The following is a 19,223-nucleotide window of genomic DNA, read 5'->3' as shown; positions in this document are numbered from 1 at the left end:
GGTGTGACGGGGCGGTTCCGCCGACTTTGTGCGTGCGTTCACAAGCTGTACGGTGGTCGCATCACACCGCTGGTGGAGGTGCCCGGCGGCTCTTGGTGGCGGACGTCTGAGGAGTACCAGCGTGGCGGCTCAGCGGGGCGAGGGTGACGCGAGCGCGACCACCCCGAAGGCCCCTGCGGAGGCCGAGGTCCGGGAGCGGGCCCGCGCGATCCCCGAAGCGGCGGTCGCCCGGCTCGCGGTGTACCTGAGGGTGCTCTCCGGCATGGCCGACCAGGGCGTGACGACCATCTCCAGCGAGGAGCTCTCCGGCGCGGCCGGGGTCAACTCGGCGAAGCTCCGCAAGGACCTGTCCTACGTCGGCTCGTACGGCACGCGCGGTGTCGGCTACGACGTCGAGGTACTCGTGAGCCACATCGAGCGCATCCTCGGCCTCACCCGCAAGCACAGCGTCGCGGTCGTGGGAATCGGTAATCTTGGTCACGCGCTGGCCAACTACGGCGGCTTCCCCAGCAGGGGCTTCCCGGTGGCCGCGCTGTTCGACATGGACCCCGACCTGACCGGCGTCCCGGTAGGGGGAATCCCGGTCAGCCACATCGACGACCTCGCCTCGGTCTGCGCCGAGCGGGAGGTGTCCATCGGGGTCATCGCGACCCCGCCCCAGGCCGCCCAGGCCGTCTGCGACCGTTTGGTATCCGCCGGAGTCCAGTGCATCCTGAACTTCGCACCCGTCGTCCTCCAGGTCCCGGACAACGTCGAGGTGCGCAAGGTCGACCTGGCGGTCGAGATGCAGATCCTGTCGTTCCACGTCGCGCGACGGGCTGACGAAGCCGCCGGGGAAGTGGTCAGCGGAGCCAGCGGAGTCGGTGTGGACGGGGTGGTGATTCGCCCGTGAGCGTGCGGGTAGTGAGCCGGACGGCTCCGTTGGACGTGGTCGCGGTATGAGCCTCCTCGTCGTGGGGCTGTCCCACCGGACCACACCGGTGCCCGTGCTGGAGCGCGCGGCCGTCGCCGACCTGCCCAAGGTCCTCGGCCAGCTGCTCGCCGCCCCCAGCGTCTCCGAGGCCGTGCTGCTCTCGACCTGCAACCGGGTCGAGGTGTACGCCGTCGTCGAGACCTTCCACGGTGGCATGAACGAGGTCGTCGAGGTGCTCGCCCGCCAGTCGGGCGTGGACACCGCCGAGCTGTTCGAGCACCTGTTCGTCCACTACGCGGGCGCCGCGGTGGACCACCTGTTCTCCGTGGCCGCAGGCCTGGACTCGATGGTCGTGGGCGAGGCCCAGATCCTCGGCCAGCTGCGCGCCGCCTACGCCGCCGCCGACGAGGTGGGCGTGGTCGGCCGCGCGCTGCACGAGCTCGTCCAGCAGGCGCTGCGCGTGGGCAAGCGGGTGCACAGCGACACCGGCATCGACCACGCGGGCGCGTCCGTGGTGTCCGAGGCGCTCGCCGACGCCGAGCAGGCGCTCGGCGGCCTGGCGGGCAAGCGGGCCCTGATCGTCGGCGCGGGCTCCATGGGCGGTCTCGCCGTGGCGCACCTGCGCCGCGCGGGCATCGGCTCGGTCGCCATCGCCAACCGCACCGCCGCCAACGGCGCCCGCCTCGCCGAGGCGCTGCGCGCCGAGGGCGTGCCCGCCGAGTCGGTGGGCCTGGACACCCTGTTCGACGAGGTCGCCGCGGCCGACGTGCTGTTCGCCTGCACCGGCTCGATGGAGCTCACCGTCGGCGCCGAGGCCATCGGCGACCGCGCGCCCGACCGGCCGCTGGTCGTCTGCGACCTCGGCCTCCCCAAGGACGTCGACCCCGCCGCCGAACTGCTGGCGAACGTGCGGGTGGTCGACCTGGAGACCCTGCAGCGCAGGCTGTCCGACGCCCCGACCGGGCAGGACGCCCAGCGCGCGGCGGAGATCGTCGCCGAGGAGGTCCGCGCCTACCTGGCCGGGCAGCGCTCGGCCGAGGTCACGCCCACCGTCACGGCCCTGCGCAAGCGCGCCGCCGAGGTGGTCGACTCCGAGCTGCTGCGGCTCGACTCCCGGCTGCCCGAGCTGGACGGCGCGGTGCGCGCCGAGCTGGCCAAGACGGTCCGCCGGGTGGTCGACAAGCTGCTGCACACGCCGACCGTGCGGGTCAAGCAGCTGGCCGCCGGGCCGGGCGGCGCGGGCTACGCCGAGGCGCTGCGCGAGCTGTTCGGCCTCGACCCGCAGGCGCCCGCCGCGGTCAGCACCCCCCAGTCCCCGCAACACAAAGGTGAGATGCGGTGAACCGCACCCTGAGGATCGGCACCCGAGGAAGCGCGCTGGCGCTGGCGCAGACCGGCACGGTGGCCGAGGCCCTGCGGGCCGCGGGCGCCCAGGTGGAGATCGTCACGGTCTCCACGCCCGGTGACCGCTCGCACGCGCCCATCGCGGAGATCGGCATCGGGGTCTTCACCTCGGCGCTGCGCGACGCGCTCGCGCACGGCGAGGTCGACGTCGCCGTGCACTCGTACAAGGACCTGCCCACCGCCCCGGACACCCGGCTGTCGCTGGCCGCGATCCCGCAGCGCGAGGACCCGCGCGACGCGCTGGTCGCCCGCGACGGGCTGACCCTGGGCGAGCTGCCCCCCGGCTCCAAGGTCGGCACGGGCTCCCCGCGCCGCGCCACGCAGCTGGCGGCGCTCGGCCTCGGTCTGGAGATCCTGCCCATCCGGGGCAACATCGACAGCCGCATGGCCCGCGTCTTCGACGGCGAGCTCGACGCCGTCGTGCTCGCCCGCGCCGGGATCTCCCGGCTCGGCCGGGTCGAGAACATCACCGAGGTCCTCGACCCGATCCAGATGCTCCCCGCGCCCGCGCAGGGCGCACTGGCGATCGAGTGCCGGGTCGACGACGTCGACACCGAGCACTTGCTCCGCTCCACGCTCGACGATTCGGCCAGTCGGGCCGCTGTCACCGCCGAGCGCGCCATGCTGGCCGCGCTCGAAGCCGGGTGCAGCGCGCCGGTCGGCGCACTGGCCGATGTGGTGGAAGACCTCGACGACGAGGGAGCCGCGGTCCTCCGCATCTCCCTCCGCGGGGTCGTGGCGGCGGAGGACGGCGACCTCCTCCGCGCGTCGGCCACCGGTGACTTGACCGCAGCAGAGGAACTCGGCCGCGCGCTGGCCGCCGAGTTGCTCGACCTCTCCGGCCACGCCGCAGCGCGGTCGGCGGGGCGTAGTTGATGGGGAGTGCCCTGATGACCCGCGCGCGCAAGACCCCCGGCCGAGTCGCCTTCGTGGGCTCCGGCCCAGGTGACACCGGGCTCCTCACGGTCCGGGCCCGCGACCTGCTCGGCAAGGCCGAGCTGGTCGTGACGGACCCGGACGTGCCCGCCGAGGTGGTCGCCTTGGTCCCCGACGGCGTCGAGGTCCGGCCCGCGGTCGGCGAGCCCGCCGACGTGGCGAAGGACCTGGTGGCCGAGGCCAAGAACGGCGCGGCGGTGGTCCGGCTGGTCGCGGGCGACCCGCTGACCCTGGACTCCGTGGTGAAGGAGGCGCACGCCGTCTCCAAGACCACGATCGCCTTCGACGTGGTCCCCGGCGTGCCCGCGGGCACGGCCGTCCCCGCGTACGCGGGGGTCGCGCTGGGCGCGGTGCACACCGAGGCCGACGTGCGCGGCGCCGTGGACTGGGCCGGGCTCGCCTCGGCGACGGGCACGCTCGTGCTGCACGCGACCGGCGGCCACCTGGCCGAGGCGGCGTCCTCGCTGGTGGAGCACGGCTTGGCCCCGCAGACCCCGGTCGCGGTGACCGCCGACGGCACCGGCTTCAGCCAGCGCACCGTCGACACCACGCTGGCCTCGCTGGCCGCAGACGCGGGCGAGCTGTCCGGCCCGCTGGTGGTCACGGTCGGCAGCGCGGTCGCGAACCGGCCCAAGCTGTCCTGGTGGGAGTCGCGGGCGCTGTACGGCTGGCGCGTGCTGGTGCCCAGGACCAAGGAGCAGGCGGGCGCGATGAGCGACCGGCTGCACTCGCACGGCGCCATCCCGGTGGAGGTGCCGACGATCTCCGTCGAGCCGCCGCGCAGCCCGGCGCAGATGGAGCGCTCGGTCAAGGGCCTGGTCGACGGCCGCTACCAGTGGGTCGTGTTCACCTCGACCAACGCGGTGCGCGCGGTGTGGGAGAAGTTCCGCGAGTTCGGCCTGGACGCCCGCGCGTTCTCCGGCGTGAAGATCGCCTGCGTCGGCGAGGCCACGGCGGCGAAGGTGCGCGGCTTCGGGATCATCCCGGAGCTGGTGCCGTCCGGCGAGCAGTCCTCCGAGGGCCTGCTGGCCGACTTCCCACCGTACGACGACATCCTGGACCCGGTCGACCGGGTGCTGCTGCCGCGCGCCGACATCGCCACCGAGACCCTCGCGGCCGGGCTGCGCGACCGGGGCTGGGAGATCGACGACGTGACGGCCTACCGCACCGTGCGGGCCGCCCCGCCGCCCGCCGACACCCGCGAGATGATCAAGTCCGGCGGGTTCGACGCGGTGTGCTTCACCTCGTCGTCCACGGTCCGGAACCTGGTCGGCATCGCGGGCAAGCCGCACGCCCGCACGCTGGTGGCCTGCATCGGCCCGCAGACGGCGGAGACGGCGCGCGAGTTCGGCCTGCGCGTGGACGTGCAGCCCGAGGACGCGAACGTCCCGGCGCTGGTGGACGCGCTGGCGCAGCACGCGGCGAGGCTGCGCGCCGAGGGCGCCCTGCCCCCGCCGCGCAAGACCAAGCGCCTGCGCAGGTCCTGAACCGGCGTGATCTGAGCCTCGCGCGGCCCGTCCCGGAACTCCGGGGCGGGCCGCGCGCGTTGTGCCTGGTGCGCGGCGACCCGTTCGGCCCGCAGCCGGAGCGGGGGGCGATCGGCGGCGCCGCACCCCCGGTGCGCCTGCGGTCGCGGGGCGGGGACAGAATCGGTGCGACGACGCTCGGTGACGGGCGTCGCCCGGCCGCTCCTGCCCCGGAGCGCGCCGCCGAGCACGACCGCCGCTGGACGTGAGCCGGACCCCCGGTTCCCGCCGAGCGCGGGCCATCCCGGTGTCGTCACGCGTGGTGACCGATCCGGGGGTGGCCGCACGTCCGCGCCGGGCCCCGGCGCGGGCGGTCAGGCAAGACCGCCGTCCGGCGGCGTCCCGCGAGGCGGCGCACGGGCGGACACCGACAGCCGTCGAGGAGTGCACCGGAAGTGTTCCCGTCCCACCGCCCCCGCCGCCTGCGCACCACGCCCGCGATGCGCCGACTGGTCGCCGAGACCGAGGTCAGGCCGAGCCAGCTCGTGCTGCCCGCGTTCGTGAAGGAGGGCGCGCGGGAACCCGTCGAGATCGCCTCCATGCCGGGTGTCTTCCAGCACAGCCGCGACTCGCTGCGCAAGGCCGCCGTGGAGGCGGTGGAGGCGGGTGTCGGCGGGATCATGCTGTTCGGCGTGCCCGCCGAGCGCGACGCCGTCGGCTCCGGCGCGACCGACCCGGACGGCATCCTCAACGCCGCCCTGGCCGACCTGCGCTCCGAGCTGGGCGACACCACCGTGCTGATGTCGGACTGCTGCCTGGACGAGTTCACCGACCACGGGCACTGCGGCGTGCTCGCCGCCGACGGGACCGTCGACAACGACGCGACCCTGGAGGTGTACGGCGAGATGGCCGTGGCCCAGGCCCGCGCGGGCGCCCACCTGGTGGGGCCCAGCGGCATGATGGACGGCCAGGTCGGGTTCATCCGGAACGCGCTGGACGAGGCCGGGTTCACCGACACCGGCATCCTCGCCTACACCGCCAAGTACTCGTCGGCGCTGTACGGGCCGTTCCGGGACGCGGTGGAGTCGCAGCTCAAGGGCGACCGCAAGACCTACCAGCAGGACCCGGCGAACGTCCGCGAGTCGCTGCGCGAGCTGGCCCTCGACCTCGCCGAGGGCGCCGACGTGGTCATGGTCAAGCCGGCCCTGCCCTACCTGGACGTGCTGCGGCAGGTCGCCGACGCCAGCGACGTGCCGGTGGCGGCGTACCAGATCTCCGGCGAGTACGCGATGGTCGAGGCCGCCGCCGCGAACGGCTGGATCGAGCGCGAGCGCACCGTGCTGGAGCTGCTGACCTCGATCCGGCGCGCGGGCGCCGACATCGTGCTCACCTACTGGGCGGCCGAGGCCGCGACCTGGTTGGACCGCTGATGAGCCAGGGTTGGTTCGGCGCGCCCAAGAAGGACGCGGACAAGAAGGGCTCTGACGGGATGGGCTCGGGCGGGATGGGCTCGGGCGGGAAGGGCTCGGACAAGCCCAAGAAGCCGGAGCCGCCGAGGATGGTGGTGCTGGCGCAGCGGCTGTGGTTCGGGGTCGCGGCGCTGGGGCTGGTCGGGCTCGTGGTGCGGCTGATGGACCGGACGGCGATCACCGCGCAGGTCAGGGCCGAGTACCCGGACTGGCACCAGTCGATGATCGACGACGGCGTCACCGCGACGATCGGCGGCGCGCTGATGGTGCAGCTGCTGATGACGGCGGTGTACGTGCTGCTGGCGGTGCGGTTCGCGAGCGGGCTGAACTGGGCGCGGATCGTGCTGACCGTGTTCGCGGGCTTCGGGATCGCCTCGAACGGCATCTCGCTGCTGGCGGTCGGCACGGGCCTGGCCGAGGTGCTGAAGGTCGCCGCGCCGCCGGTGTCCGACCTGGTCGTGGGCGGGGTGCTGCTGCTGGTCTACCCGGTGTCGCTGGTGCTGATGTACCACCCGACGACCAAGGGCTACTTCCTGCCGCGACCGCCCGTGATCGGCCCGCGACGCACAGTAGCTAACGGGTTGTAGTCGTCCGGTTGTGCTGCGTCATGTCCGGCTTGTCGGTTCTCTACCGTTCCGGGCATGACCACCCCCGATCCGCACGGCTCGCAGGGCCGGCCGCCGCAGGGGTACCCGCAGGGCGGGTACCCCCAGGCCGGAGCCCCGCAGCAGGGCTACCCGCAGGCGGGCCACCCCTCGTTCCCGGCGGCCAACCCGATGGCCGAGGGCGAGCCGACGCCCCGGCCCAAGTCCGTCGACCTGGCCTTCCTCCTCTGGATGGTCAGCGCGGCTCTGTCCGTGCTGAAGCTCGTCTTCTCCTACCTCACCATCGACGCGGTCAACGCCGAGACCGCCGCCCGCCTGACCGGGGCGGGCCTTCCCGTCGAACCGTCGGACATCGACGGGAGCCTCGGCCTCGCGGGTACGGCGCTCATGCTGGTGTTCACCGCGGCCTGGGCCGCGGTCGCGTTCGCGATGCGCGGCGGCGCGAACTGGGCGCGGATCGTGCTGACCGTTTTCGGCGGGCTGTCGTTGGCGTTCGGCCTGCTGGGCAGCCTGATCGCGGTCCCGGTGCTGTTCTCCATCGGGGCGCTCGGCGTCGTGGAGGCGCTGGTCAACATCGCGGACATTCCGGTGTTGATCGCGGCCATCGTCTACATGTTCACCGGCGGCGCGGGCCGCTACTTCGCGACCAGGTGACGGCGTGGAGCCGAACGGTGCTGCAGAGTAGCTAACGGATTGTAGTTACTCACCCGTTCGGCTCACGTAGACCTCACACGATCTCTACCGTCCCGGCCATGACCACCCCTAACCCGTACGACCCGTCCCAGCAGCAGCCCCAGCAGGGCTACCCCCAGCCGGGTTACCCGCAGCAGGCGTACCCGCAGGCCGGCTACCCGGCCTCCGCCCCGGACTCGGCCTCCTTGCAGCAGGTCGCCCGCCCGAAGAACGTCGACCTGTCCTTCATGCTCTGGATAGCTGCGGCGGCCGTCTCGTTGATCGGGCAGATCCTCGGCCTGCTGACCTACAAGGCCCAGGCCAAGGAACTGGCCATCCAGATGGGCGCGCCCGCGGGCGCTGACCTGGACGCGATCATCGAGTCCTCGAGCCCCGGCTACGGCAGCTTCGTCTTCCGGTTGATCATCATTGCCGCCTGGGTCGCGGTCGCGTTCGCCATGCGGGGCGGCGCGAACTGGGCGCGGATCGTGCTGGCCGTCCTCGGCGGTCTCGGCTTGGTCATGCTGCTCATCGGCGGCATCGCCATCCTCGGCCTGCTGTTCGCCATCGGCGGCCTCGGCGTCATGCAGGGCCTGTTCGTTCTGGTGCAGCTCGTGCTGCTGATCGGCGCGATCATCACCATGTTCACCGGTGGCGCGAGCCGCTACTTCGCGAGCAACTGACGCGCGCGGGCCACGGGCCGCGTCCACCGGGAGTGGACAGCGGCCCGTGCCCGTAATTACCGTTTTGATCCGTGACCCCGCCGCAGGAGCCCGACCCCCACCACGTCCACCCGCACGCGCCCCCGTTCGGCGGCTTCGAGCCGCAGGGCGCGCCCGCGCCTCGGGTGGAGCGACCGCGCGAGGTCGCCGTCGCCTTCTGGGTGTGGGTGTCAGGGGCGGTGCTGTTCTCGCTGTTCGCGCTGGTCTCGTTCACCCAGTTGGACGCGGCCACCGACCTGCTCGTCGAGGGTCAGCAGTACCCGGACATCCCCAGGGAGCAGCTCGTCCCCCTGGTCACCACGGTCCTGATCGTCACGCTCGTGCTGACCGTGGTGTTCGCCGGGCTGGCCGTGCTGTTCGCGCACCACGCGCGCCTGGGCAAGCCGTGGGCCCGCGTCGCGCTGACCGTGCTCGCCTGCCTCGCGCTGGCGTACCTGGTGTTCAGCGCGAACGTCGTCACCCTGCTGCTCGCGGTCATCCCGGCGGTGGGCGTCGGCGCGCTGTACACGCCCAAGGCCAAGGCTTACTTCGAGGCGGGCCGCTACCGTTAGTCCCTCACCCGCATCTGTTCTCTCGTTCGAGATCGCCTGATGCGGTGACACAACCGGCGGGAGCCGGCCCGGAGCGACGGGCCGCCACCGTCCGGTCGGCCGGGTGCGGGGGGCGTCCGGCAGGAGCAGCCGCCAGGGGAGAAGGACGCATGAGCGAGCCGTCGTGGGGCGACCAGGGGCAGCAGGGCCAGGGGGACGCGGGCCGGTTCGGCGCGACCGACCGGCAGGGCGCCGACCAGTTCGGCTCGGGCCAGCACAACGCCGGCCAGCACAACGCGGGCCAGCACAACGCCGGGCAGCAGGACGCCGGCCAGTACAGCGTCAGCGCGTACGACCCGACCCGGTACGACCCCGCTCTGGGGGCGCACGTCCACCCGCAGGCCCCCTACGGAGGTCCGAACCCCCAGCTGCCGGGGTACGCCCAACCGGGCTACCAGCAGCCGGGGTCGCAGCAGCCCGCGCACCCGCAGCCGTGGCAGCCGGGTCTCCCGCTCCCGCCGCAGATGACGCCGGTGCAGAACGTCCTCGTCGGCCCCGGTCAACGGCCTCTCGTCGTGGTGATCTCGTTCGCCCTCTGGGTGGCCGCCTCGCTGGCCTGGCCGCTGGGCACGCTCTCCCTCGTCCTCCACCGCGAGGGCGACCTCGGCGGCGGCGGGTCGGTCATGTCGCTGTTCTTCTCCTCCTGCGTCGCGATCGGCGGCGTGGCCTGCGCGGTCCGCCTGCTGCGCGGCGGCGCGGGCGCCCGGCTCGGCCTCGCGTTCGGCGGGGTGGTGATCGGCCTGTTCGCCCTGCTCCTCGAAGTGGGCGGCGACGGCGGTGACGTGCTCGACCGGTTCGTCGTCGTGCTGCGCCTCGGCCTCCCGCTGCTCGCGGCCGTGCTGAGCTTCCTGCCGCCCGCCAAGCACCACTTCGCGGCGGGGGTGCGCTGACGGTGGAGCAGCCCACCCTCTACTCGGAGCGCGGCGCGACCTGGTGGCCGCTCGCGTGGGGGCCCGCGTTCGCGCTGGCCGGGTTCGCCGTCGAGGCGCTGACCGGCGGGGCCCACCCGCTGTTCTGGCTGGTCGTGGCCGTCGTGCTGCTGCTGCCCACCGCCGTGTGGGTGCAGGGCCGCAGGCGGGTGCTCGGGGTGCGGCTGACTCCGGTCGCGCTGCACCAGGGCCGCGAGGAGCTGCCGGTGCGCGACATCGCCGAGGTCAGGGGCGTCGAGCCCAGGGCCGGGGCACGTGTGCTCGGCGGCGGCTGGACCCTGCCGCGCGGCGCCGAGCCGGTGCCGGTGCGCCTGTCGGACGGCACCGTCGCGCTCGGCTGGGCCCGGGACCGCGCCGCCCTCACCGAGGCCCTGGACCGCCTGCTGCGCGCGCCCGGCCGGTCGTGAGAGGCTGCTGGTCGTGACGACCGCTGTGACGGCAGGCGCGCCCGCCGAGGCTCCCGGACCCGCGCTGCACCAGCCGAGGCGGGCGCTGACCGCGGCGGCCGAGGTGCTGGGCGCGGTGCTGCTGCTGGTGGCGGCCTCCTGGACCTGGGACCGGGGCATCCGCCACTACAGCTACGACGCGGGCCCCGACCTGCCCCAGCTGGAGTCCACGCGGTACTTCGGCAACTGGATCGGCGCCGCGATCGTGCTCGGCGTGCTGGCCGGCCTGCTGGTGCTGGACGCGGTCCGACAGGTGGTGCTCGCCGTCCGCACCAGCGGCGAAGACGGCTTCGACCCCGCCGACGGCCACCCCGACCTCGACCACGCCGACCTCGACCACGCCGACCTCGACCACGCCGATCCCGGTCACGGCCACCCCGATCACACCAACCCCGGTCGCGACCGCCCCGATCACGACGACGAGGGCCACCCGTTCCCCACCGACCGGGACCACCACCTCCGGGCGTGACGCTGGTCCCAGCGGGGCCACCCGCGCCCAGCCGACCTCGACGTTCCCACCCCGAGCGGCGGACCGCCCCCACCCTCCCCCTCCACCTCGTGTGAGACTGGGGCCGTGACAGCCCAACGATCCCAGGCCCTGTTCGACCGCGCGTCAACGGTGATCCCCGGAGGCGTCAACTCCCCGGTCAGGGCCTTCCACTCGGTCGGAGGCACGCCCCGGTTCATGGTGCGCGGCGAGGGCCCGCACCTGTGGGACGCCGACGGCAACCGGTACGTCGACCTGGTCTCGTCCTGGGGACCGATGATCCTCGGCCACGCCCACCCCGAGGTGGTCGACGCGGTCCGCGCGGCTGCCGTGCACGGCCTGTCGTTCGGCACCCCCACCGAGGGCGAGATCGAGCTGGCCGAGGAGATCATCGGCCGCGTCCTGCCCGTCGAGCAGGTCCGGCTGGTCAACTCGGGCACCGAGGCGACCATGAGCGCCATCCGGCTGGCCAGGGGCTTCACCGGTCGCCGCAAGATCGTCAAGTTCGCGGGCTGCTACCACGGCCACGTCGACGCGCTGCTCGCCCAGGCGGGTTCCGGCGTCGCGACCCTGGGCCTGCCAACCTCGCCGGGCGTCACCGGCGCGCAGGCCGCCGACACGCTCGTGCTGCCCTACAACGACGTCGCCGCGCTGGAGGCCGCGTTCGCCGAGAACGACGGCGAGATCGCGTGCGTCATCACCGAGGCCGCCGCGGGCAACATGGGCGCGGTCGCCCCGCGCGACGGGTTCAACGCCAAGCTGCGCGAGCTGTGCCACGCGAACGGCGCGCTGCTGGTCGTGGACGAGGTCATGACCGGTTTCCGGGTGTCCCGCTCCGGCTGGTTCGGGATCGACGCGGTGCCCGGCGACCTCTACACCTTCGGCAAGGTCATGTCCGGCGGCCTGCCCGCCGCCGCGTTCGGCGGTCGCGCCGACGTGATGGCCAAGCTCGCCCCCGCCGGTCCCGTCTACCAGGCGGGCACGCTCTCCGGGAACCCCGTCGCGGTCGCCGCGGGCCTGGCCACGCTGCGCGCCGCCACCGACGACGTCTACCGCGCCCTCGACGCCAACGCCAGCCGCCTCGGCGCGCTGTTCACCTCCGCGCTCACCGAGGCGGGCGTCCCGCACCGGGTGCAGTTCGCGGGCAACCTGGTCAGCGTCTTCTTCACCGAGGACGAGGTCGTCGACTACGCGGGCGCCCAGGCCGCGCAGACCTGGCGCTTCCCCCCGTTCTTCCACGCCCTGCTGGAGCGCGGCGTGTACGCCCCGCCGAGCGCCTTCGAGGCGTGGTTCGTCAACGCGGCCATGACCGACGCCGACTTCGACCAGATCGCCGAGGCGCTGCCGCACGCGGCCCGCGCCGCCAGGGAGGCCCAGCAGTGAGCCGGACCGTCGTCCACGTCATGCGGCACGGTGAGGTGCACAACCCCACCGGCATCCTCTACGGCCGCCTGCCGGGCTTCAAGCTGTCCGACAAGGGCGAGCGGCAGGCCCTCACGGTCGCCGAGCACCTCGCGGACCACGACGTCACGCACGTCGTCGCCTCCCCGCTGGAGCGCGCGCAGCAGACCGCGACCCCCATCGCGGACTCGCACCGCCTCGACCTGGCCACCGACCCGAGGCTGATCGAGGCGGGCAACAAGTTCGAGGGCCTCAAGGTCGCGGTCGGCGACGGCGCGCTGCGGCAGCCGCAGCACTGGCCGAAGCTGGTCAACCCGTTCCTGCCGTCGTGGGGCGAGCCGTACCTGCACATCGCGCACCGGATGCTCGCGGGCGTGCAGCGGGCGCGGGCGACCGCCGAGGGCCACGAGGCCGTGATCGTGTCGCACCAGCTGCCGATCTGGACCCTGCGCCGCTTCCTGGAGGGCAAGCGCATGTGGCACGACCCGCGCAAGCGGGAGTGCTCCCTCGCCTCGCTCACCAGCCTGGTGTTCCAGGGCGAGGAGCTGATCAGGATCGTCTACAGCGAGCCCGCGGGCAGCACCGACCCCAGGGTGACCGGGGCGTGAGCAAGAAGACCTGGTGGAGGCCGGCGACCGCGCTGCTGGCGCTGGTGCTGGCCTCCGGGTGCGCGACCGGCGACGACGCGGTGGCGGTGGGCGGCGAGTTCCAGTTCGTCGCACCCGGCGGGCAGGTCCGCATCCGCTACGACGGCCCCGACCGCAAGCCGATCAGCGGCCTGAGCGGCCCGTCCCTCATGGAGGACGGCAAGACCATCTCCCTGGACGACTACGAGGGCAAGGTGGTCGTGGTCAACGTCTGGGGCGCCTGGTGCCCGCCGTGCCGGACCGAGGCCCCCGAGATGCAGAAGGTCCAGGACGAGGCAGGCCCCAAGGGCGTCCAGGTCCTGGGCCTGGACGTCCGGGAGACCTCGATCAACGCAGGCCGCGACTTCAAGTCCAACCGCGGCCTCACCTACCCGTCGATCTACGACGACTCGGGCCGCACCCTCCTGGCCTTCAAGGGCTACCCCCCGAACGCCGTCCCGTCCACGATCGTCCTGGACAAGCAGCACCGCGTGGCGGCGGTGTTCCTGGAGAGCCTGATCGCCAGCGACCTGCTCCCCCTGGTGGAGGAGCTGGCCGCCGAGTAGCACTTCGCCACCCCGAAGCGGTCCGACCAGACGTGGGATGGTCGGACCGCTGCGCGGGGTTGTGCCGTTGATGAGAGCCATCGGCGTGCACCGCTTCGGCGGCCCGGAAGAACTCCGCCTGCTCGACCTCCCCGAACCGCAGGTGGGCCCAGGCGAGGTCCGAATCCGCGTCCACGCGGCAGCCGTGAACCCCACGGACGTCCTCCTGCGCACAGGCGGCCACGCCGTCCGGATGCCGAACGCGAGCCCTCCGCACGTGCCCGGCATGGACGCGGCAGGCGTGATCGACCAGGTGGGCCCAGGCGTGGACCGCCTGGTGGTCGGCCAACCGGTGGTCGCACTCGTCCTGTTCACCGGCCCACGCGGTGGCGCGTACGCGGACCACGTCGTGATCCCCGAGGCGTCCGTGGTCCCCGCACCGGAGGGCGTCGACCTCCACGCGGCCTCCACCCTGCTGATGAACGCCCTGACGGCCCGCGTCGCGCTGGACGAGCTGAACCTGCCACGGGGGGCGACCGTCGCGGTGACCGGAGCGGCCGGGGCCGTCGGCGGCTACGCGGTCGAACTGGCGAAGGCGGACGGCCTGCTAGTGGTCGCCGACGCCGCCGAGCGGGACGCCGAGCTGGTGCGGTCCTTCGGCGCGGACCACGTGGTCCCGCGCGGCGCTGGTGTCGCCGAGCACGTCCGGGCCCTGCTCCCCGACGGCGTCCCCGGCCTGGTGGACGGCTCGGCGCAGACGGCGGAGCTGCTGCCCGCGCTGGCCGACGGCGGAACCCTGATCGAACTGCGCGGCTGGGACGGGCCCGGCGAACGCGACATCCAAGTCCGCCCGGTGATGGTCCCGGACCGCATGACAGACACCAAGACCCTGACCGAGCTGAGCCAGGCCGCCAGCGAAGGCCACCTGACTCTCCGCGTAGCCGAGGTCCTCCCCGCAGAACGCGCCGCAGAAGCCCACCGCCTCCTGGAGGCAGGCGCCCTACGAGGCCGCTTGGTCCTCGACTTCACCTGACCGCCTCACGGGTTGACCGCTTCGCGGGTTGACCGCTTCGCGGGTTGACCGCTTCGCAGGCTGACCGCCTCACGGGTTGACCGCCTCGCGGGCTGCGGGGCGAGCGCAGCGAGCCCACGCAGCCCCACTCCCGCGTCCCTCTTCTCCGTTTGGCCTGGCGAAGCCCGAGCGCAGGTGTCAAGACGCCGCCGCACCGCCCGGAAGACCGGGGTGCCCAACGGCGTCTTGACGCCTGTGCTTGCCTGAAAGGAGGCCACACGGAGAAGAGGGACCCGGACCACCGCAGGGGTAAACGGGACCACAGGACCAACAGCCACCGGCCGGCAGAGCCCGTCCCCCTCTTTTTTGGAGGTCTGCCCCGCCGGCGAGGCGTGCCTTTCAGCTTTTAATCCCCAGCCCCACTCTCACTCCCAGCCCCACTCTCACTCCCAGCCCCACTCCCAGGCCACCGGTCACCCAACCCCACCACCGCGGGCCCAACAACCCGCCGCGCGCCCAACTCCGGAATCCGAGCCTCGAACGCCTCGGCCATCACGTCCAACCCGATCAGGTTGAACTCCCGCCCCAACGTCCGCATGATCGAGTTCTCCGTGGGCCGGTACAACCCGTACCGGTGATACCGAGCCCCTTCATAAGCCCCGACCACCCCACCATCAGGCGACTCCTTCCCCAGGTAAGCCGCCCACTTCCCCCCACTAGCGTCCCCGCTCACGTTCAACTCCCGCGGCTCAGCCCCCGCATACCTCTCATACGGGTACTCGTACTCGTCCGCCAACCCGCCGATCGAGTGCCCCAGCTCGTGCACCGCGATCTGCCCGGCCGACTCGTTCCCACCCGCCGCCGTGGCCACCCCGCCACCCGCGCCGCCGTACTTCGCCGTGTTCCCCAACGCGATCACCTGATCAGCCTGAGGCGCCAAAGCCGCGTACCTCCGCGCAGCCGCCTCGTCCACGCACAACAACCGCTCCGTGGCCAGATCCCGCCCCTGGCACCAGAACCCCATGTCCATCGCCGTGTCCTTCGCGGTCCCCAGCGAAGGATCGTTGTCCACCCCCGACTCCGGGGAGATCACGTCGACCCGCCACACGTTGAAGTACTGCTTGTACGTCTTGAACGGCTCGACCTCCGACAACTCCTCCCACTTCGACTGGGCGTCGCGCCGATAGGCGGGCAGATCCCCTTCCGCATACCCGTCACCCACGAACACCAGGTCGAACCGATCCCCCGGCGCCCCGGTCTCCTGGATGGGCACAACTTCCGCCGCCACCTCGGACGGCGCGGATCTGCGCTCCGCCACGACCGGAACCGGGACCTGGGTGATCGTCCCATCGGGCGAAAACGCCTCCACCCACTCCACATCCGGCGCCGCCGTGGCCGTGGCCACGGGCGCGGACAGGAGCGAGGCGGCGGCGACCAGCACGGGCAGGGTGAGCCGGTGTGCGCGCATGTGATCACGCTATGGACGCCCCAGGTCACCCACAAGGGAGCCCCACCCCTGAGTGTGACCTGGGTCGCGGCTAGGGGTGTCCGGTGCGAGCCCGTCACGTGCGGTTACCTACCCTGAAACCCGTGAACCCGACGGAGCTGGTGACCTCCGGGCCGTTGCTTCTGGCCACCGGTGTCGCCCTCCTCGCGGGGGCGATCTCCTTCGCGTCGCCCTGCGTGGTCCCGCTCGTCCCCGGCTACCTCGCCTACCTCGCCGGCCTGGTCGGCGCAGACGCACCCGCCGTGGGCGCCGACGAGAACCGCAAGTCCGGCCGCTGGCGCGTCGCCGGGGCCTCCCTCCTCTTCGTCCTCGGCTTCACCGTCGTCTTCGCGCTCACCTCGTTCGTCGTCCTCGGCGCCACCGAGGTGCTCTGGCTCAACGAGGACCTCCTGCAGCGGATCGGCGGCGTCGTCACGATCGCCATGGGCCTGGTCTTCATCGGCCTGATCCCCGCCCTGCAGCGCGACGTCCGGGTGCACCGCGTCCCACGCGGCGGCCTGCTCGGCGCGCCCCTGCTCGGCGGCGTGTTCGCGCTCGGCTGGACCCCGTGCCTCGGCCCGACCCTCGCGGGCGTGCTCGCGCTCGCCAGGGGCACCGAGGTCGGCTCGGCCACCGGTCGCGGCGCCCTGCTCGTGCTCGCCTACTGCCTCGGCCTCGGACTGCCGTTCGTGCTGATCGCGTTGGGCACCCGCTGGGCGGTCCGGATGACCGGCTGGCTGCGCACCCACGGCCGTGCGGTGCAGATCTTCGGCGGCTCCCTGCTGATCCTGGTGGGCGTCGCGCTGGTGACCGGGTTGTGGGGGGACTTCGTGGGCTGGTTGCGGATCGCCGTCGTCAACGACTACGAGCTGCCCCTCTAGTGCGCGCCGCGATCGCCTTCCTGCGCAACACGTGGCGCGGCCTCACGTCGATGCGCACGGCGCTGACCCTGCTGTTCCTGCTCGCGCTCGGGGCCATGCCGGGCGCGATGCTGCCGCAGCGCCCGCTCAACGCGCAGAAGACCGCCGACTACATCGCCCAGAACGGCTGGTGGGCCGAGTACCTGGACGACCTCGGCTTCTTCGACGTCTACGCCAGCACCTGGTTCTCCGCGATCTACGTGCTGCTGTTCGCCTCGCTCGTCGGCTGCCTGCTCCCGCGCACCTGGGAGTACTACAAGCAGATGCGGGCCAAGCCCGTGCTCACCCCGCGCAACCTGGCCCGGCTCCCGCACCACGCCGAGGGCGAGTCCACGGCCACCACCGAGGACGTCATGGCGGCGGCCCGCAAGCGGCTGCGCGGCTGGCGGCTGGTCGAGCGCGAGGAGGCGGACGGCGCGCGCAGCGTCAGCGCCGAGCGCGGCTTCCTGCGCGAGACCGGCAACCTGGTCTTCCACTTCGCCCTGCTGGGCCTGCTCGTCTCCTTCGCCGTCGGCAAGATCGTCGGCTACGAGGGCCAGGTCATCGTGCAGACGCAGGGCGGCCAGTTCTGCAACTCCGGCGTCTACAACTACGACACGTTCCGCCCCGGCCTCCAGGTCGACGGCACCGACCTGTCCCAGTTCTGCGTCAAGATCAACGACTTCTCCGCGTCCTACCTGGAGAACGGCCAGGCCGAGCAGTTCAGCGCGAACGTCCAGTACCAGTCCGGCGAGGACCTGGTCACCGGGACCTGGCGCGACTACCTGCTCCAGGTGAACCACCCGCTCCGCACGGCGGGCGACCGCGTCTACCTCCTCGGCCACGGCTACACGCCGCTGTTCACCGTCACCTTCCCCAACGGGGAGGTCCGCGAGGGCGCGATCCAGTGGCGGCCGGTCGACCAGGTCACGTTCGCCTCCGAGGGCGCCACCAAGTTCGACCCGCCCGGCGTGACCGACGCCGAGCAGCGCCGCAAGAGCCAGCTCGCCATCACCGGCCTGCTCGCGCCGACCGCGTTCTACCACGGCGAGATCCTCACCTCCTCCTTCCCCGAGCCCCGCGACCCCGCCGTCGCGATCGACGTCTACCGGGGCGACCTGGGCACCGACACCGGGCGCGGCCAGTCGATCTTCTCCATCTCGCAGGAGCAGGTGGAGAGCGGCAAGCTCGCCAAGGTCGCCAGGCAGAACCTCGGCGTCGGCGAGGAGCTGACCCTGGACGACGGCACCAGAATCCGGTTCGACGGGGTGCGCGACTGGGTGTCCATCCAGATCTCGCACGACCCGTCCCAGGTCTACGTGCTGGTGTTCTCGATCCTGATCATCCTGGGCCTGATGGTGTCGCTCAGCGTCAAGCGCAGGCGCGTCTGGGTCAGGGCGACCCCCGGCCAGGACGGGCGTACGGTAATCGAGGTCGGCGGCTTGGCGCGCACCGACCAAGCGGGCTACGGCGGCGAGTTCACCGACCTGTCCCGCGATCTGCTGGGACCCGGCCCGTCGGAACGAAGGAAGAGCTGATGCAGGCGACCGCCATGGCGGACTACAGCGATTGGACCTACGTCGCCGCGGTGGCGGTCTACGTCCTCGCCGCCATCCTCTACCTGTGCGAACAGGCTTTCGCCCGCACCAGCCCCCAGGAGGAGCGGGCGCTGGTCGGCGCCACCGCCACGCCCACCACCACGCCCACCGCGGGCGTCGGCGCGGACGGCGCGTGGACCCCCGGCCGGGTCGTGGAGGAGCCCAGGCTCCCGCGCGCCGAGCGCCTGGGCCGCATGGGCGCCGCGCTGACCGTGCTGGGCGCGCTGCTGCACCTGGCGTCCCTGGTCACCCGCGGCCTGGCCACCGGCCGCGCCCCGTGGGGCAACATGTACGAGTACGGCTCCATGCTCACGCTGGCCGCCGTCGTCACCTGGCTCGTGCTGATGCGCGCCTTCCCGGTGCGCAAGCTCGGCGGGATCATCCTGACCCCCGTCGTGATCATCATGTTCCTCGGCGGCACCGTCCTCTACACCGACGCCGCGCCGGTCGTGCCCGCCCTCCAGTCCTACTGGCTGGTCATCCACGTCTCGGTCATCTCGATCTCCAGCGGCGTGTTCTTCGTGCCGGGCGTCGCCAGCCTGCTCTACCTGATCAAGGCCGGGAACCCCGAGCGCTTCCCGAAGCTGCCCGACGGCGACGTGCTCGACCGGATCGCCTACCGCAGCACCGTCTTCGCGTTCCCCCTGTTCACCATCGGCATCATCACCGGCGCGATCTGGGCCGAGGCCGCGTGGGGCCGGTTCTGGGGCTGGGACCCCAAGGAGACGGTGGCGTTCGTCTCCTGGGTGGTCTACGCGGCCTACCTGCACGCCCGCGCCACGGCAGGATGGCGGGGCAGGCCCGCCGCGTGGATCAACATGCTCGGGTTCGCGATGACCATCTTCAACCTCTTCTTCGTCAACCTCGTGACCACCGGGTTGCACTCGTACGCGGGCGTCAACTGAGCCTCGCTCGGGCGTTAGCCGATCGAAAGCCGATCGTTCACTCCCGCTGTCGTGGAACCGGTTGCCCCCTACTACCGTCGCACCCGTGGGGTCGGGGAGGTCTCGATCCGCA

At 72.6% G+C, this 19,223-nt stretch carries 20 protein-coding genes; 19 read left to right on the top strand and 1 reads right to left on the bottom strand.

The window, feature by feature from the left end:
- Positions 1-121: 121 nt before the first annotated feature.
- From AMIR_RS33345 to AMIR_RS33270, 16 genes are all read left to right on the top strand, one after another.
- Entirely contained in the window at positions 122-892 is a 771-nt protein-coding gene (locus AMIR_RS33345; protein WP_015805406.1) for a redox-sensing transcriptional repressor Rex, read from the top strand.
- A gap of 46 nt (positions 893-938) precedes the next feature.
- Positions 939-2,255 carry a glutamyl-tRNA reductase gene (locus AMIR_RS33340; RefSeq protein WP_015805405.1) on the top strand — a complete coding sequence of 439 codons (1,317 nt, stop codon included), beginning with the start codon at positions 939-941 and terminating at the stop codon, positions 2,253-2,255.
- A complete protein-coding gene (hemC, locus tag AMIR_RS33335; RefSeq protein ID WP_015805404.1) occupies positions 2,252-3,193 on the top strand; it encodes a hydroxymethylbilane synthase in 942 nt (313 codons plus the stop codon). Before AMIR_RS33340 ends, hemC begins: the two co-directional genes overlap by 4 nt.
- Positions 3,194-3,207: 14 nt before the next feature.
- Positions 3,208-4,740: a bifunctional uroporphyrinogen-III C-methyltransferase/uroporphyrinogen-III synthase gene (locus AMIR_RS33330; RefSeq protein ID WP_015805403.1), complete on the top strand. Its 1,533-nt coding sequence runs from the start codon at positions 3,208-3,210 to the stop codon at positions 4,738-4,740.
- Positions 4,741-5,174: 434 nt separating this feature from the next.
- Positions 5,175-6,149 carry a porphobilinogen synthase gene (hemB, locus tag AMIR_RS33325; RefSeq protein WP_015805402.1) on the top strand — a complete coding sequence of 325 codons (975 nt, stop codon included), beginning with the start codon at positions 5,175-5,177 and terminating at the stop codon, positions 6,147-6,149.
- Complete coding sequence (locus tag AMIR_RS33320) at positions 6,149-6,775, top strand: hypothetical protein (RefSeq protein WP_015805401.1); 627 nt, start codon at positions 6,149-6,151, stop codon at positions 6,773-6,775. The genes hemB and AMIR_RS33320 overlap by 1 nt, the downstream gene beginning before the upstream one ends.
- Positions 6,776-6,829: 54 nt before the next feature.
- Positions 6,830-7,447 carry a hypothetical protein gene (locus AMIR_RS33315; RefSeq protein ID WP_015805400.1) on the top strand — a complete coding sequence of 206 codons (618 nt, stop codon included), beginning with the start codon at positions 6,830-6,832 and terminating at the stop codon, positions 7,445-7,447.
- Between the two features lie 98 nt (positions 7,448-7,545).
- The gene (locus AMIR_RS33310) at positions 7,546-8,148 is read left to right on the top strand and encodes a hypothetical protein (protein WP_015805399.1); all 603 of its coding nucleotides are present in this window, start codon (positions 7,546-7,548) and stop codon (positions 8,146-8,148) included.
- Between the two features lie 71 nt (positions 8,149-8,219).
- Positions 8,220-8,738, top strand: coding sequence for a hypothetical protein (locus tag AMIR_RS36490; protein WP_015805398.1), 519 nt, complete (start codon positions 8,220-8,222; stop codon positions 8,736-8,738).
- Between the two features lie 149 nt (positions 8,739-8,887).
- Positions 8,888-9,667, top strand: a complete 780-nt coding sequence (locus tag AMIR_RS33300; protein WP_015805397.1) for a hypothetical protein — start codon at positions 8,888-8,890, stop codon at positions 9,665-9,667.
- Between the two features lie 2 nt (positions 9,668-9,669).
- Complete coding sequence (locus tag AMIR_RS33295; protein WP_015805396.1) at positions 9,670-10,113, top strand: DUF3093 family protein; 444 nt, start codon at positions 9,670-9,672, stop codon at positions 10,111-10,113.
- A gap of 13 nt (positions 10,114-10,126) precedes the next feature.
- Positions 10,127-10,621 (top strand): hypothetical protein, encoded by a 495-nt coding sequence (locus AMIR_RS38550; RefSeq protein WP_015805395.1) that lies wholly within the window; start codon positions 10,127-10,129, stop codon positions 10,619-10,621.
- Positions 10,622-10,726: 105 nt separating this feature from the next.
- Positions 10,727-12,022, top strand: coding sequence for a glutamate-1-semialdehyde 2,1-aminomutase (gene hemL / locus AMIR_RS33285; protein ID WP_015805394.1), 1,296 nt, complete (start codon positions 10,727-10,729; stop codon positions 12,020-12,022).
- 20 nt (positions 12,023-12,042) lie between these two features.
- Positions 12,043-12,648: a histidine phosphatase family protein gene (locus tag AMIR_RS33280; protein WP_041838606.1), complete on the top strand. Its 606-nt coding sequence runs from the start codon at positions 12,043-12,045 to the stop codon at positions 12,646-12,648.
- The gene (locus tag AMIR_RS33275; RefSeq protein ID WP_015805392.1) at positions 12,645-13,232 is read left to right on the top strand and encodes a TlpA disulfide reductase family protein; all 588 of its coding nucleotides are present in this window, start codon (positions 12,645-12,647) and stop codon (positions 13,230-13,232) included. Before AMIR_RS33280 ends, AMIR_RS33275 begins: the two co-directional genes overlap by 4 nt.
- A 70-nt stretch (positions 13,233-13,302) precedes the next feature.
- Positions 13,303-14,244 (top strand): NADP-dependent oxidoreductase, encoded by a 942-nt coding sequence (locus AMIR_RS33270; RefSeq protein ID WP_041837188.1) that lies wholly within the window; start codon positions 13,303-13,305, stop codon positions 14,242-14,244.
- A 385-nt stretch (positions 14,245-14,629) separates the two neighbouring features.
- Here AMIR_RS33270 and AMIR_RS33265 read toward each other — a convergent pair whose 3' ends face one another.
- Entirely contained in the window at positions 14,630-15,691 is a 1,062-nt protein-coding gene (locus tag AMIR_RS33265; protein WP_015805390.1) for a M64 family metallopeptidase, read from the bottom strand.
- A gap of 122 nt (positions 15,692-15,813) precedes the next feature.
- Between AMIR_RS33265 and AMIR_RS33260 the strand changes: the two genes are divergently transcribed.
- From AMIR_RS33260 to ccsB, 3 genes are read left to right on the top strand one after another with little or no spacing between them, the layout of a single operon-like run.
- The gene (locus AMIR_RS33260; protein WP_041837187.1) at positions 15,814-16,590 is read left to right on the top strand and encodes a cytochrome c biogenesis CcdA family protein; all 777 of its coding nucleotides are present in this window, start codon (positions 15,814-15,816) and stop codon (positions 16,588-16,590) included.
- Positions 16,590-18,146 carry a cytochrome c biogenesis protein ResB gene (resB, locus tag AMIR_RS33255; protein ID WP_015805388.1) on the top strand — a complete coding sequence of 519 codons (1,557 nt, stop codon included), beginning with the start codon at positions 16,590-16,592 and terminating at the stop codon, positions 18,144-18,146. The genes AMIR_RS33260 and resB overlap by 1 nt, the downstream gene beginning before the upstream one ends.
- The gene (ccsB, locus tag AMIR_RS33250) at positions 18,146-19,111 is read left to right on the top strand and encodes a c-type cytochrome biogenesis protein CcsB (protein ID WP_015805387.1); all 966 of its coding nucleotides are present in this window, start codon (positions 18,146-18,148) and stop codon (positions 19,109-19,111) included. The genes resB and ccsB overlap by 1 nt, the downstream gene beginning before the upstream one ends.
- Positions 19,112-19,223 lie beyond the last annotated feature (112 nt).

Source organism: Actinosynnema mirum DSM 43827, assembly GCF_000023245.1.
Lineage (GTDB): Bacteria > Actinomycetota > Actinomycetes > Mycobacteriales > Pseudonocardiaceae > Actinosynnema > Actinosynnema mirum.
This window is presented reverse-complemented; position numbering and strand designations above follow the sequence as displayed.

Coding starts and splice junctions, on each gene's coding strand:
- AMIR_RS33340 (WP_015805405.1), top strand. CDS start 939: ATGAGCCTCCTCGTCGTGGGGCTGTCCCACCGGACCACACCGGTGCCC.
- AMIR_RS33330 (WP_015805403.1), top strand. CDS start 3,208: ATGACCCGCGCGCGCAAGACCCCCGGCCGAGTCGCCTTCGTGGGCTCC.
- AMIR_RS33320 (WP_015805401.1), top strand. CDS start 6,149: ATGAGCCAGGGTTGGTTCGGCGCGCCCAAGAAGGACGCGGACAAGAAG.
- AMIR_RS33315 (WP_015805400.1), top strand. CDS start 6,830: ATGACCACCCCCGATCCGCACGGCTCGCAGGGCCGGCCGCCGCAGGGG.
- AMIR_RS33310 (WP_015805399.1), top strand. CDS start 7,546: ATGACCACCCCTAACCCGTACGACCCGTCCCAGCAGCAGCCCCAGCAG.
- AMIR_RS33300 (WP_015805397.1), top strand. CDS start 8,888: ATGAGCGAGCCGTCGTGGGGCGACCAGGGGCAGCAGGGCCAGGGGGAC.
- AMIR_RS33280 (WP_041838606.1), top strand. CDS start 12,043: ATGCGGCACGGTGAGGTGCACAACCCCACCGGCATCCTCTACGGCCGC.
- AMIR_RS33270 (WP_041837188.1), top strand. CDS start 13,303: ATGAGAGCCATCGGCGTGCACCGCTTCGGCGGCCCGGAAGAACTCCGC.
- AMIR_RS33265 (WP_015805390.1), bottom strand. CDS start 15,691: ATGCGCGCACACCGGCTCACCCTGCCCGTGCTGGTCGCCGCCGCCTCG.
- ccsB (WP_015805387.1), top strand. CDS start 18,146: ATGCAGGCGACCGCCATGGCGGACTACAGCGATTGGACCTACGTCGCC.